Raw genomic sequence first — 15352 nt, forward strand, 5'->3', positions numbered from 1 at the left:
TTTTTGTGGCAAATAAAAATGATCTTTTCTTAAAATTGCTCAAACAAGTTCATTTCCCTGATAGTTTTGAAGATAATGATCTTCTTCAAAAGGGAAAGGTTGAAAACGTGGATGTTTACGCTAAAGAACATAGGTGGGATATCCATGTTTTTTTTGATACTCCTTTGAAATATGACACTTATGTAGCATTAAGAAAAGCAATAGAAGAAACTTTTTCAGCATTTGTAAATGTAAGATTTTTTGTTGGTACAGGTGATGGTTCTGATCAATACTTGCCAGATTACTGGCATTATGCGGTACAGAATTCAAATACTTTATCTCCCGTCGCTAGAGAATTTTTAGCTGGACAAAAACCTAAAAAAGAAAATGGTCGTTGGGTTATTCCAGTAGATAACAATGTAATTGATGGATTAATCGAACAAAAGGCTTTAGATGATTTGGCTGAAGAGATGCGTGACTTTGGTTTCTTTAATTTAAAATTTATAACCGAAGTCGATCAAACTAATTTACAAAACAGTTTAGAAAGTTTGCAAGAGCTTCAGCATGAACATGAAAAAAGTATGCAGGAGGCTTTTAACAATACTCCGGAAAAGCCGAAGCCTAAACCAAAGCAGCAGTACCAAACCAAGCGTACTAGTTATGGCAATCGAAAACTAGATGAAAATGCTCCGATTACGCAAATTCAAGATGTTGAAGATGGTACTCGAAATGTTGTAATTGAAGGTAATATTTTCAATATTGAAAGTAGAGAATTGAAAAACGGTTCAGTAATTTTTACAGGTGAAATTACTGACTATAGTGATTCAATTGCGTTTAAGAAATTTGCTTCAAATAAGGAACAAATTGAGCAAATGGCTGCAATTAAGCCTGGTACTTGGGCTAAAATGCAAGGTTCAGCAATCGATGATCAATGGGTACATGATGTAGTATTCAACATTAGCAGCTTTGAAACAGTTGAACATATCGGACGAACGGAAAAATATGAGGGTGAGCAAAAGAGAGTAGAACTTCATTTGCACACTAATATGAGTCAATTAGATGCAACTAATGCACCAAGTGATTTTATTAAAACTGCTAAAAAATTTGGTCAGAAGGCTATCGCTATTACAGATCATGGTGATGTTCAGTCCTTCCCAGAAGCTTATAGTACAGGTAAAGCTACAGGCACAAAAATCTTATATGGTGTTGAAGCGAATATGATAGATGACCATGCATTATTGGTTATCAATCCAGCTCCAATGACTTATGAAGATCGTGAATTTGTTATTTTCGACGTTGAAACTACTGGTCTTTCATCTGTTTATGACACTATTATTGAAATTGGTGCTGTTAAGATGAAAAACGGTGAAGTTATTGAACGTTTTGATAAATTCATTAACCCACACCATCCTTTGAGTGAACAAACCATTAATTTAACTTCAATTACGGATGAGATGGTTAGTGCTGCTGATGATGAAGATGTAGTTATTAAGCAATTCCAAGACTTTTATGGTGATCGTCCTTTATGTGGACACAATGTTCAATTTGATGTCGGCTTTGTTAATGCCGCTTTAAGAAGAGCTGGTCTTAGTGAAATCACACAACCAGTTGTCGATACACTAGAAGTTTCTCGTTTGCTTCACCCTGAACAGAACCGTCATACTTTGGATTCATTAGCCAAAAAATATAATGTTTCCTTGGAACATCACCATAGAGCTAATCAAGATGCGGAAGCAACTGGTTACTTAATGTATAAGCTGCTAGATGCATTTAAGAAAAAATATAATGAAGATAATTTGAATAACTTAAATGGTTATGCTGCACATGGTGAGGTTTATAAGCGAGCTCGACCATCTCACATGACGGTTTTGGCTAAAGATCAAAAGGGATTAAAGAATTTATACAAACTAGTTTCAATAGCAAGTACGAAAGACTTTTATCGAATTCCGCGTACTCCTAAATCAGATTTAGCTCGTTTGCATGAAGGTCTGTTTTATGGCTCAGGTTGTTGGCAAGGTGATGTCTTTGTAGCAATGATGCAGAAAGGTTATGACGAGGCTAGAGAAAAAGCTAAGTTTTATGACTTTTTGGAAGTACAACCTCCTGCAAATTATTCTCAATTAATCGAGGATGGATTAATTAAAGATGAAGCACAACTTGAAGAAATTATTGGGAATATTTATAAGTTAGGTAAAGAATTGAATAAGCCTGTTGTTGCAACAGGAGATGCACACTATGTTGAACCACATGATGCTATTTACCGAACTATTTTAATTTCAGCGCAACGATCTAATCCAAATAGAAATAAACCGCAACCTGATTTGCATTTTTATTCAACTCAGGAAATGCTTGATGCATTTAGTTTCTTAGGTGAAGATGTAGCCAAAGAAATCGTTATTGATAATACAAATAAGATTGCTGATGAAATTTCTGAGATTCGGCCAATTAAGGATGGATTATATCCACCTCATATTGAACACGCTGATGAAGAAATGAAAAAGTTAACTTATGATAAGGCGTATGAACTTTATGGCAAGCCGTTGCCTAAAATCGTAAAAGACAGAATTGATCTAGAATTAAATTCTATTATTTCTAATGGATATGCGGTTATTTACTTGATTTCTCAACGTCTGGTGGCCAAGTCAAATAAAGATGGTTACTTGGTAGGTTCTCGTGGTTCTGTAGGTTCCAGTCTGGTAGCTACTATGTCAGGAATTACAGAAGTTAATCCACTTGCACCACATTATCGTTGTCCTAAGTGTAAATATTCGCAATTCTTTGAAAATGGTGAATATGGTTCTGGATTTGACTTACCTGATAAGGATTGTCCAAAATGTGGAACGCCTTTAGTTAAAGATGGACAGGATATTCCGTTTGCGACTTTCCTAGGTTTCCATGGGGATAAAGTTCCTGATATCGATTTGAACTTCTCAGGAGACTATCAACCAGTTGCGCATAACTTTATTCGAGTAATGTTCGGTCCAGATAATTCTTATCGTGCCGGAACTATTGCGACGGTTGCAGATAAGACTGCATATGGTTATGCAAAACACTTTGATGAAGAGCGTGATTTGAAAGCTAGAAATGCGGAATTGGATCGCCTGGCTAGTGGTATTCGTGGAGTAAAAAGAACTACAGGTCAGCACCCTGCTGGTATTGTTGTAGTTCCTGATGACATGGATATTTATGATTTTACTCCTGTATCTTATCCAGCTGATGATGTTAATGCAGCATGGTTAATTACACACTACGACTTCCACTCAATTCACGATAATATTTTGAAGTTTGATATTCTGGGTCACGATGATCCAACCATGATTCGTCACTTGCAGGACCTGTCAGGAATCGATCCACTGACTATTCCACCAGATGATCCAGGTGTTATGTCATTATTCTCAAGTACTAAGGCTTTAGGAGTTACTCCTGAACAAATTGGTTCACAAACAGGTACTTTGGGAGTACCAGAATTTGGTACGCGTTTCGTTAGAGGGATGCTTGAAGAAACTAAACCAACAACTTTTGCGGAATTATTGCAGATTTCTGGTTTGTCACATGGTACCGATGTATGGTTAGGAAATGCAGAAGATTTAGTCAATAACGGTACTTGCAAATTAAAGGATGTTATTGGTTGTCGTGATAACATTATGATGGACTTGATTCACTGGGGAGTTAAACCAGAAGTTGCCTTTTCAACTATGGAGTCTGTTCGTCACGGACGTGGTATTAGTGATGAAAATATGGCAATTTTGAAGAAGAATAAAAATATTCCTGATTGGTATATTCCTTCTTGTTTAAAGATTAAGTACATGTTCCCTAAAGCTCACGCCACTGCTTATATTTTAATGGCTTTACGTATCGCCTGGTTTAAAGTATATTACCCAGAAATTTATTACACTGCTTATTTCTCAGTGCGTGCTGATTTATTTGATTTAGTTGCAATGAGTCATGGTAAAAACACTGTTAAAGCTGCAATGAAAGAAATTCAAGATAAAGGGAACGATGCTTCAGCCAAAGATAAAAGTTTATTGACAGTTTTGGAAATTGCTAACGAATGTCTTGAACGCGGCATTAAAATTAAAATGGTTGATATTGATCAATCAGAAGCTACGGATTTCAAGATTTTAGATAAGCATACTATTTTGGCACCATTTAATGCGGTTCCTGGTTTAGGTGACAATGCGGCTAAGCAAATTGTCGCTGCGCGTGCTGAAAAGAAATTCTTATCTAAAGAAGATTTAGCAAAACGCGGCAAAGTTTCACAAACAATCATGAATTATTTCGAAGACAATGGCGTACTGGAAGGTATGCCCGATGAAAATCAATTATCACTTTTCTAGGAGTTATTATTACATTGTTATGTAAAACATGGTATACTAATAGAGAAGTTCGAATAGGTAAATTCGAGTGAGCAGTAATGCTCACTCTTTTTATTACGGAGGAAATTTTTTGTCTAAAGTTATAGATCTTGTTCGTCCAGTTGTCGAAACAATTATTGACGAGCATGGCGACATGTTAGTTGATATGGAATACGTTAAGGAAAAAGGTCAAAACTATTTACGAATTTATGTTGATCGTCAGCCCAATGGTATCGATATCGATGAAATTGCGGCTTTAAGTGAATTGGTTTCTGAAAAACTTGATACAATTGATCCTGATCCGCTTCCTGATCCATATGTTTTAGAGTTATCATCTCCAGGTGCTGAACGCCCTATTAAGACTGAAGCTGATTGGGAGAGAGCACTGAATGATTATGTTCATATTGGTCTTTATCAAAAAATTGAGGACAAAAAAGTGTATGAAGGTACGCTTAAATCCTATAATAATGATGAGATTGTATTAGAAGTAAAAGATAAAACAAGACGAAAGAAATTAACTATCCCTCGTAAGTTAATTGCAAAGATTCGTTTTGCAATTGAATTTTAGAAAGGTTGATCAAAAACTTATGTCTAAAGAAATGCTAGAAGCGTTTGCTACCTTGGAAAAGACCAAGGGCATTAAACAAGATGTTATTGTTGATGCAATCAAGGCCGCTTTGGTAGCTGCATACAAGAAAAATTATAATCAAGCACAAAACGTTGAAGTTGACTTCGATGAAAGAAGAGGTAACTTCAAGGTAATGGCTGTTAAGACAGTCGTTGATGAAGTACAAGATGACCGTCTTGAAGTTAGTTTGAAAGACGCCTTGGCAATTAATCGTGCTTATGAAGTTGGGGATGAAATTCGATTTGAAGTTACACCAAAGAACTTTGGTCGAATTGCTGCTCAAACTGCTAAGCAAGTTATTATGCAACGGCTTCGTGAAGCAGAAAGAAGTCATATTATTGACGAATATTCTCAATATGAAGATGAATTAGTTACAGGTACTGTTGAACGACGTGATAATCGTTTTGTATATGTTAATATTGGCAATGTTGAAGCTGTGATGCCTCAACGTGACCAAATGCCAAATGAAGTTTACAACCCACAAGATCAAATTCGTGTACTTGTAACTCATGTTGGCTCAGATTCTAAGGGTGCACAAATCGTTGTTTCAAGAACTGCACCTGATGTTGTCAAGCGATTATTTGAACAAGAAGTTCCTGAAATTTATGATGGAACTGTTGAAATTGTATCAATTGCCCGTGAAGCTGGCGACCGTACTAAGATGGCTGTTAAGTCAAATGACCCTAACATTGATCCAGTTGGTACTTGTGTAGGTCAAAAGGGTGCCCGTGTTCAAAATGTTGTTAATGAACTTGGTGGCGAAAATATTGATGTCGTTAAGTACGAAGAAGATCCTTCTGACTTTATTGCTAATGCATTGAATCCAGCAGAAGTAATTGCTGTTCAATTTGGTGATAATGAAGAAGAAAAGAGTGCGTTAGTAATTGTTCCAGATTACCAATTGTCACTTGCCATTGGTAAGAAGGGACAAAATGTACGTCTTGCTGCTCGCTTAACAGGCTATAAGATTGATATTCGTCCAGAATCTGAAGTAGAATTTGTTGATGAAGAGTCAGACACTGCAGCCAAATCTGCTGATACTGAATCTGATGAGGATAGTTCAGTTGATACAGATGAAGCAGCTACACAGGTAGAAGAAAGTTCAAGCGAAGATAATACTGAAGAATAGGTGATTTTTTGAAAAAAAGAAAAATCCCAATGCGGAAGGATTTATTAACCGACACTATGCAACCTAAAAAAGAGTTGGTACGTGTCGTAATCGATAAAGAAAAGAATATTGCTGTTGATCCTACTGGCAAAAAAGCAGGACGCGGCGCATATGTTTCACTTGATCCAACCAAGATTAAAGCCGCTAAAGAAAAGCATATTTTAGATCGTAGCTTAGGGGCTAAGGTTCCAGATAGTTTTTATGACGAGCTTTATTCATATGTTGATCATCAAAAAGCAAGAAAAGAATTGTTTGGTGATAAATAAGTTTGCAAAATAGACAAAAAGCGATTAATTTGTTAGGTTTAGCACAGCGAGCTGGTAAATTAATTACTGGGACAGAAACTGTGATTGCCAAGCTTAACAAAGGAAAAATCACCGCGGTCATCATGGCGTGTGACGTTCAAGACAACACCGCTGAAAAAGTTGATCGTGCTGCCAGAAAAGTTAATGTTCCTATAATAAACTTATTTTCAGCTGATGAGCTTTCCAAAGCTATCAGCAAAAAACGTAAAGTTTTAGGATTAACCGATGTCGGTTTTACCAAGGCATTGATTAAAAAAATAAATGAAGGAGTGTGATTGGATGGCAAAGAAAAGAATTTATGAAGTCGCAAAAGAAGTGGGCGTCGATAATAAAGTTGTAGTCCAAAAAGCAAAGGAATTGGGCTTCGATATAAAGAACCATATGTCATCAATAGATGATGCACAAGTTGCAAAATTAAAAGGTAGTTTCCAAAACTCCGCTCCCGCTGAGAAAAACAATAAAATAAAGATCTCTGTTTCTTCTATTCGTAAGAACGAAAAGAAACAAGAAGATAATGCAGGTTCAAAGAAGCCTAGAAGACGTAACAATAAGCGTCGTCAAAATAATAATGATCGCAATCGCAAAAATAGAAATGATCGCGATCATAACTCAAATTCAGGTAAGCCAAAAGCAGCTGCTTTGTTGCAACAATTTAAGCAAAAGCAACGTGCAGAGGAAGGCCTGCTTAATCGAGAAGCACAAAAAGCTAAAAAAGAATATCACGAACAATTGAGACATCCGAAAAAAGAACAACCAGTGAATAATAAGAAGAAAACTAACAAAGAAAACAATACTAAGAAGTCAGAATCAGTAGAGAAAAAAATTATTGGTCCAAAGATTTTGAAACCATCTCCAGCACGTTTGAAGAAGAATCAACCTTCAACAAATGATAAGCCTGCAGTGAAGGTTTCTATTCCTGAGCCTCCTAAAGATGAAAAACGTGGCAATGGTCGCGGTAAGAATATGGGTAAGCCAGGACGTAAAGGTAAGAACCAATTCTTTAATAATCATAATGAACATTCTGATCGTTCAGAAAGAAAACGTCGTAAGAATAAGAAACGTCAACAAGAACAAAAGCCAAAGAAGCAACCTACTAAGCGTAAGGAACGTCCATTACCAGAAACTTTAATATATGAAGAAGGTATGAACGCTCAAGACATTGGTAAGTTGATTCACCGTGAACCAGCTGAAATTGTTAAGAAATTATTCATGCTTGGTGTGATGACTAACCAAAACCAATCTTTGGATAAGGATACCATCGAATTATTAGCAGCTGAATACGGTATTAATGCTAAGCAAAAGGTTCATGAAGATATTTCTGATATTGATACTCTTTATGACAAGAGAATGGAAGCTTCTAAGAAGTCTAAGAATCAAGTTAAGCGTCCACCTGTAGTTACTATTATGGGGCACGTTGACCATGGTAAAACTACTTTGCTTGACCGTTTGCGTCATACCCATGTTTCAGCTCATGAAGCTGGTGGTATTACCCAGAAGATCGGTGCTTACCAAGTTCGTCTTGATGACCGCTTGATTACTTTCCTAGATACTCCTGGACACGCAGCCTTCTCAAACATGCGTGCACGTGGTGCTGAAATTACTGATATTGTTGTCTTAGTTGTTGCAGCCGATGATGGTGTTATGCCACAGACTGTTGAAGCTATTGACCACGCTAAGAGCGCCAATGTTCCAATTATTGTAGCAATTAACAAGATGGATAAGCCAGGTGCTAACCCACAACACGTAACTGAAGAATTGATGAAATATAATTTAATTCCTGAAGATTACGGTGGTGACACCATCTTTGTAAATATCTCAGCTAAGACTGGTCAAAATGTTGATGATTTATTACAAATGATCTTGCTTCAAGCTGATGTGATGGAACTTAAGGCTAACCCAACAGAAATGGCAATTGGTACTGTAATTGAAGCTCGCTTATCACGTGGTCGTGGACCAGTAGCCGACGTTTTGATTCAACAAGGTACTTTAAATGTTGGTGATCCAATTGTTGTTGGTGATACTTTTGGCCGTGTTCGTACTATGACTAACGATCGTGGTCGTCAAGTTAAAAAGGCTACTCCATCTGAACCAGTTGAAATTACTGGTTTGAATGACGTTCCAGAATCAGCTGATAAATTAGTTGAATTTAAGGATGAAAAGACAGCACGTTCAGTTGGTGAAGCTAGAGCACAACAAGCTTTGCAAAAGTCTCGTGAAAATGTTCAACATGTCACTCTCGATAACCTCTTCGATACTATGAAGAAGGAGAATATGAAGGAAGTTGACATTGTCTTGAAGGCTGATGTTCAAGGTTCTGTTGAAGCTTTGCAACAATCTCTTGAAAAGATTGAAGTTGAAGGCGTTCGTGTTAACATCATTCACTCAGGTGTAGGTGCTATTAATGAGTCAGACGTAACCTTAGCCGGTGCTTCTAATGCATTTATCATTGGATTTAATGTTCGTCCAACTGCAACTGCTAAGAGTCAAGCTGAAACTGAAGGCGTCGACATTCGTTTGTACAGTATCATCTACAAGGCAATTGATGATGTGACTGCAGCCATGAAGGGTATGCTTGAACCAACTTACGAAGAAAAGGTTATCGGTAACCTTACTGTTCGTGAAACTTGGAAAGTATCTAAGGTTGGTACTATTGCTGGTTCCTTTGTTGATAAGGGATTGGTTAAGAATAACGCCAAAATTAGAGTTATTCGTGATGGTATTGTTAAATACGATGGTGAAATTGCTTCACTTAAGAGATTTAAAGATGATGCCAAAGAAGTTAAGCAAGGTAACGATTGTGGTTTAACTATCAAAGACTACAACGATATTAAAGTCGGCGACGAATTCGAAGTTTACGAAATGCAACAAGTTGAACCTAAGTAATAATTTTTAGGAGGCAAACATGAAGCATAGAATTGGTCGTGTTGAAGGAGAAATTCTTCGTGAATTAACCAAAATTTTACAAAAGAATATTCGTGATCCTCGTTTGAGTGAAGTAACTATCACTGCAGTGGAATGTACGAATGATCTTTCATATGCAACTGTTTACTATAGTCTTTTAACTGAAAATGCCGATAAGGAAAAAGAAGTTCAAGAAGGACTAGAAAAGGCTAAAGGTATGATGCGTCACTTATTAGGACAAACTTTAACCGTTTATAAAGTTCCTGAATTAATTTTTAAACGAGACAATTCAGTAAAATATGGTAGTAAAATTGACCGTTTAATTGCAGAAGTTAAAAAGCAAGATGCTGAACGGGCAAGTAAATAAAAAAAGCGCCGTTTAGGCGCTTTTTTCGTTTAGATAGAAAAGGATTATTTATGTTAAATGGAATTTTAGTTATCGATAAAGATAAAGGGATGACTAGTGCTGATGTAGTTTATCATTTACGCAAAGCTCTGCATATCCGAAAAATTGGACATGCGGGTACACTTGACCCCGAGGTAACAGGTGTATTACCTATTGCAATTGGACAAGCAACTAAACTGATTGAACTTATGCATACTAGACCTAAAGAATATATTGGTAGTGGCCTTTTTGGATATGCCACTGACAGTTATGATTCAACTGGCACAGTTTTGAAAAAGACCAAGTTAACCAAGGCATTTACTTCTGAAGATATTCAGAATCATATGAATGAGTTTTTAGGGGAAATAGAACAAGTACCACCAATTTACTCAGCCGTAAAGGTAAATGGTAAGCATTTATATGAGTATGCTAGAGAAGGTATTGAGGTAGAGCGACCAAAACGTAAAGTTGATATTTTACAATATGATTTAACCAATAAACCTACATTCAATGAAAAAGATGGACAAGAAGAATTTGATTTTAAAATTAAATGTAGTAAAGGTACATATGTTAGATCCTTAGTAAATGATTTGGGCGAGAAAATGAATTGCCCAGCAGTTATGACTTACTTAAGAAGAGTAGCTAGCTCAGGTTTTGATATTTCTCAGGCCGTTAAGTTAAGTGAAATTGAAGAGAATCCTGAAAAAGCTGCAGAATTGATTCAACCAATTGACGCTTTCTTTAAAGACTATCCTCAAGTTGATCTAAGTGAAGGAAAATGGCTTAAAGTGAAAAATGGAGCAGGTATTTCGTTAGAAATAGATGCTAAAAAAGTCGCATTAAGGTACAATAAAAAAGTCAAGGCGATTTATGAGAATAAGGGAAAATTATATCGCCCAAGTTTAATGTTGATTCAAAATGAATAACTGAAATGAAGGGATTAGTTGTGAAAATCATTCATTTAACTTATCCAGTTAGCGAAAATACCATATCTTCAAAAACTATTCTAGCCTTAGGTTTTTTTGACGGCGTTCATTTAGGTCATCAACGCTTAATCAATAAAGCCAAAAAAATAGCTGATCAAAAGAAATTACCATTAGTAGTATTAACTTTTGATCGTCATCCGAAGGAAATTTATGCTGCCAAAAAAGACTTTAAGTATTTAGAAACTTTAGATGAAAAGGCAGATAAAATGGCAGAACTAGGTGTAGATTATCTAGCCGTAATGCCATTTACTAAAAAGTTTAGCGAGATAGATGCACAGAGTTTTGTAGATAATGTAATAATTAAACTCAATGCAGATACAGTAGTAGCTGGATTTGATTATACATATGGTCCTAAAGAGACTGCTAATATGAAGAATTTACCAAAATTTGCGAAGGATAGATTTGAAATTTTCGTTATGCCTAAGCAGATTTTTAATGGTAAAAAAATAGGTTCAACTGAAATTAGACAGGCAATTAGGGAAGGTAAGATGGAATTAGCTTTTCAATTAATGGGTCACCATTATGTGATGAGCGGGATCGTTGGTCATGGTAAAAGAAATGGCCATAAATTAGGCTTCCCAACAGCTAATTTAGTTTGGGCTAGTCATAAGGTAATTCCCAAAATAGGAGTATATGCCACTAAAACGCAGGTAGCTGGAAAGTGGTATGAATCTATGACTAGTGTCGGTTATAATGTAACGATTGGCCAACCTGAACAAATTTTTATTGAATCATATATATTTAATTTTAAACAGGATATTTATGATCAGCCAATAAAAATTAAATGGTATAAATATACTAGAGGCGAAATTAAATTTAGCAGCCTTGAAGAATTGAAAAAACAATTAGAGAAAGACCAAATAGAAATTGAACATTATTTTGCACAAGAAGCACGAAGTAATGCGTAACGAGAAGCTGAAGAACTTAGCAATTTTGAACTAAGTTCTTCAGTTTTTATTTTTTGAAATAATTTGAAGAAATTTTAGCACTCCTCTTGTTTTTCTGCTAATTTATAGTATCATATTAATTGTTAGCACCTGAGAATTACGAGTGCTAAAAGTGAGGGCGATTATTATGTTGACCGAGCGTCAAGAGCTTATTTTAAAAACAATTATTACAGACTTCACACAAACGCATGAGCCTGTTGGCTCTAAGACGGTGATGAAGCAGTTACCAATTAAAGTATCAAGCGCTACTATTCGAAATGAAATGGCGGTCCTAGAAGATCAAGGCTTAATTGAGAAGACACACTCTTCTAGCGGAAGAATTCCGTCAAGTGATGGATATCGTTATTATCTTGATAATTTAGTTGAACCGCTTCAGTTGCCAGAGTCTGTTTATAACACGATTGGGACACAATTAGATCGACCTTTTCATCAGGTGAATGAAATCGTACAAGAAGCAGCACGCATTTTATCTGATTTAACTAATTACACTGCTTTTGCTGAAGGACCTGAGAGTAGGGATGTTAAAATTACAGGTTTTAGGATTGTTCCCCTGTCTTCTAGACAAGTGATGGCAATTCTAGTGACGAGTGATGGCAATGTCCAAAATCAAGTTTATGCTTTACCACATAATATTCATGGTGAAGAAATTGAAAAAGCGGTTCGAATGATTAATGACCAATTAGTTGGTAAGAGTTTAAAGGAAATTAATGTTTCATTGCTAAGTGAACTTGCTAAAAACGAATTAGGTAGTGATCATGCTAACGAATTATTTAGCTTAGTTGAAGACGTGTTAAAAGATGCGGCTAGTGAGCAGATGTATGTTGATGGACAAATTAATCTATTGAACAATACAACTGAGAATAATGTAAATGATATACGTTCACTCTATGAATTAATTGATCGAGATAATTTGTTTTCTAATTTGATGAATATTAAGGCTGATCCTAAGACTGAAAAATACCCAGTTAAGGTAAAGTTAGGATCTGAATTGCCGAATGATTTATTAAAAAATTATAGTTTGCTGACAGCTGAATATAGTGTCGGCTCCCATGGTAAAGGAACAATAGCTTTACTTGGGCCAACAAATATGCCGTATTCTCAAATGATAGGGCTTCTAGAATACTTCAGAAATGAATTAGCCAAGAAGTTACTTGATTATTACGGTAAATTTCAATAATAGAGGAGGTTAGCCGTGAGTAAAGAAGAGTTTCCTAGTGAAAAGAATTTAGATGAAAAAGAAAATGCTTCAACACCTAAGGATGTTAAGAAAAAGGCAACTGAAGGTAAGGAAGCAAAAAATGATAAACATGATGAAAAATTAGCTAAAGAATTGGCTGATTTAAAAGATAAGAATAAGGAGCTTGAAGATAAGTATCTTCGTAGCGAAGCAGAAATTCAAAATATGCAAAATCGCTATTCAAAAGAAAGAGCTCAACTTATTAAGTATGAATCTCAAAGCTTAGCTAAAGATATTTTGCCTGCTGTAGACAATTTGGAGAGAGCTTTAAGCGTAGAAGCCGATGATGATGTTTCCAAGCAACTGAAGAAGGGCGTTAAGATGACGCTTGATTCATTAACTAAAGCATTGAAAGAACATGGCATCGTTGAGATTGAAGCTGAAGACGTAAAATTTGATCCGACATTGCATCAAGCTGTTCAAACTGTAGCAGCCGAAAATGATGATCAAAAAGATCACGTTGTTCAGGTTTTACAAAAAGGATATCAATATAAAGATCGGACACTAAGACCAGCAATGGTTGTAGTTGCTCAATAGGAGAGGAAGTTTATACATGTCAAAAGTTATTGGTATTGACCTCGGAACTACTAACTCAGCAGTTGCAGTTCTTGAAGGTAAAGAACCAAAGATTATTACTAACCCAGAAGGTAACCGTACTACTCCATCTGTAGTAGCTTTTAAAGATGGTGAAATTCAAGTTGGTGAAGTAGCTAAGCGTCAAGCTATTACTAACCCTAACACTATTGTTTCAATTAAGCGTCACATGGGTGAAGCAGATTACAAGGTTAAGGTTGGTGACAAGGAATACACACCACAAGAAATTTCTGCATTTATTTTACAATACATCAAGAAGTTCTCAGAAGATTACTTAGGTGAAAAGGTAACTGATGCAGTTATCACTGTTCCTGCTTACTTTAACGATGCACAACGTCAAGCTACTAAGGATGCTGGTAAGATCGCTGGGTTGAATGTACAAAGAATTATCAACGAACCTACTGCTTCAGCATTAGCCTTCGGTTTAAACAAAGACCAAGATGAAAAGGTCTTAGTTTACGACCTTGGTGGTGGTACTTTCGATGTTTCCGTTCTTCAATTAGGTGACGGTGTCTTCCAAGTATTATCAACTAACGGTGATACTCACCTTGGTGGTGATGACTTTGATAACCGTATCATGGATTGGTTGATCAAGAACTTTAAGGATGAAAATGGCGTTGACTTGTCTAAGGACAAGATGGCTATGCAACGTTTGAAGGATGCTGCTGAAAAGGCTAAGAAAGACTTGTCAGGTGTTTCTTCAACTCACATTTCACTTCCATTCATTTCTGCTGGTGAAGCTGGTCCATTACACCTTGAAGCTGACCTTACCCGTGCTAAGTTTGATGAATTGACTAGTGACTTAGTTGAAAAGACTAAGGTACCATTTGACAATGCATTAAAGGATGCTGGTTTAACTGTAAACGATATCGATAAGGTTATCTTAAACGGTGGTTCAACCCGTATTCCAGCTGTTCAAGCAGCAGTTAAGGAATGGGCTGGGAAAGAACCCGACCACTCAATCAACCCTGACGAAGCTGTTGCCTTAGGTGCAGCTATCCAAGGTGGTGTTATTTCAGGTGACGTTAAGGACATCGTTTTGCTTGATGTTACTCCATTGTCACTTGGTATTGAAACCATGGGTGGTGTCTTCACTAAGTTAATTGACAGAAACACTACTATCCCAACTTCAAAGAGTCAAATCTTCTCAACTGCTGCAGATAACCAACCAGCAGTAGATGTCCACGTATTGCAAGGTGAACGTCCAATGGCTGCAGATGATAAGACCCTTGGTCGCTTTGAATTAACTGATATTCCACCAGCACCACGTGGTGTTCCACAAATTCAAGTTACCTTCGATATCGATAAGAACGGTATCGTAAATGTATCTGCTAAGGATATGGGTACTGGTAAGGAACAAAAGATTACTATTAAGAGTTCATCCGGTTTGTCAGATGAAGAAATCAAGCGTATGCAAAAAGACGCTGAAGAACATGCTGAAGAAGACAAGAAGCGTAAAGAAGAAGTTGATCTTAGAAATGAAGTTGATCAATTAATCTTTACTACTGATAAGACTTTGAAGGACACTAAGGATAAGCTTTCTGATAGTGACCGTAAGCCAGTTGAAGATGCTCTTGAAGCTTTGAAGAAGGCTCAAAAGGACAACAACTTGGACGAAATGAAGGAAAAGAAGGATGCTTTATCAAAGGCTGCACAAGATTTAGCAGTTAAGCTTTACCAACAAAACGGTGGAGCACAAGGCGCTGCAGGTCAAGCTGGCCCACAAGCCGGTCCTCAAGGTCCACAAAATGGCCCACAAGGTGGTAACAATGGTGGTGCCCAAGATGGTGAATTCCATAAGGTAGATCCAAACAAGTAATGGGTTTATAATTAAACAAAAGGAGAAAAGAACTACCCATTGAGTAGT

General features: G+C 36.5%; 12 protein-coding genes. All 12 read left to right on the top strand.

The window, feature by feature from the left end:
• The first annotated feature begins 5 nt into the window (after positions 1-5).
• The 12 genes from CP355_RS02110 (at position 6) to dnaK (ending at position 15304) form a co-directional block, all read left to right on the top strand.
• Positions 6-4316, top strand: a complete 4311-nt coding sequence (locus tag CP355_RS02110) for a PolC-type DNA polymerase III (protein ID WP_098043783.1) — start codon at positions 6-8, stop codon at positions 4314-4316.
• A gap of 109 nt (positions 4317-4425) precedes the next feature.
• Complete coding sequence (gene rimP / locus CP355_RS02115; protein ID WP_098036248.1) at positions 4426-4902, top strand: ribosome maturation factor RimP; 477 nt, start codon at positions 4426-4428, stop codon at positions 4900-4902.
• A 19-nt stretch (positions 4903-4921) separates the two neighbouring features.
• Positions 4922-6091: a transcription termination factor NusA gene (nusA, locus tag CP355_RS02120; protein ID WP_025005937.1), complete on the top strand. Its 1170-nt coding sequence runs from the start codon at positions 4922-4924 to the stop codon at positions 6089-6091.
• Positions 6092-6099: 8 nt separating this feature from the next.
• Positions 6100-6396, top strand: a complete 297-nt coding sequence (gene rnpM / locus CP355_RS02125) for an RNase P modulator RnpM (protein ID WP_025005938.1) — start codon at positions 6100-6102, stop codon at positions 6394-6396.
• 2 nt (positions 6397-6398) lie between these two features.
• On the top strand, positions 6399-6710 hold the full coding sequence (locus CP355_RS02130; RefSeq protein WP_098043784.1) for a ribosomal L7Ae/L30e/S12e/Gadd45 family protein: 312 nt from the start codon (positions 6399-6401) through the stop codon (positions 6708-6710).
• A gap of 4 nt (positions 6711-6714) precedes the next feature.
• Entirely contained in the window at positions 6715-9318 is a 2604-nt protein-coding gene (gene infB / locus CP355_RS02135) for a translation initiation factor IF-2 (protein ID WP_098043785.1), read from the top strand.
• A 19-nt stretch (positions 9319-9337) separates the two neighbouring features.
• Complete coding sequence (locus CP355_RS02140) at positions 9338-9703, top strand: ribosome-binding factor A (RefSeq protein ID WP_025005941.1); 366 nt, start codon at positions 9338-9340, stop codon at positions 9701-9703.
• Positions 9704-9753: 50 nt separating this feature from the next.
• Positions 9754-10647 carry a tRNA pseudouridine(55) synthase TruB gene (gene truB, locus CP355_RS02145; RefSeq protein ID WP_098036250.1) on the top strand — a complete coding sequence of 298 codons (894 nt, stop codon included), beginning with the start codon at positions 9754-9756 and terminating at the stop codon, positions 10645-10647.
• Positions 10648-10652: 5 nt separating this feature from the next.
• Positions 10653-11615, top strand: a complete 963-nt coding sequence (ribF, locus tag CP355_RS02150) for a riboflavin biosynthesis protein RibF (protein ID WP_199161200.1) — start codon at positions 10653-10655, stop codon at positions 11613-11615.
• A gap of 166 nt (positions 11616-11781) precedes the next feature.
• On the top strand, positions 11782-12831 hold the full coding sequence (gene hrcA, locus CP355_RS02155) for a heat-inducible transcriptional repressor HrcA (RefSeq protein ID WP_025005944.1): 1050 nt from the start codon (positions 11782-11784) through the stop codon (positions 12829-12831).
• 15 nt (positions 12832-12846) lie between these two features.
• The gene (gene grpE / locus CP355_RS02160; RefSeq protein WP_025005945.1) at positions 12847-13428 is read left to right on the top strand and encodes a nucleotide exchange factor GrpE; all 582 of its coding nucleotides are present in this window, start codon (positions 12847-12849) and stop codon (positions 13426-13428) included.
• Positions 13429-13444: 16 nt separating this feature from the next.
• Positions 13445-15304: a molecular chaperone DnaK gene (gene dnaK / locus CP355_RS02165; protein ID WP_098043787.1), complete on the top strand. Its 1860-nt coding sequence runs from the start codon at positions 13445-13447 to the stop codon at positions 15302-15304.
• Positions 15305-15352: the final 48 nt, after the last annotated feature.

It is taken from the genome of Lactobacillus sp. UMNPBX4, assembly GCF_002554115.1.
Classification (GTDB): Bacteria; Bacillota; Bacilli; order Lactobacillales; family Lactobacillaceae; genus Lactobacillus; species Lactobacillus gallinarum.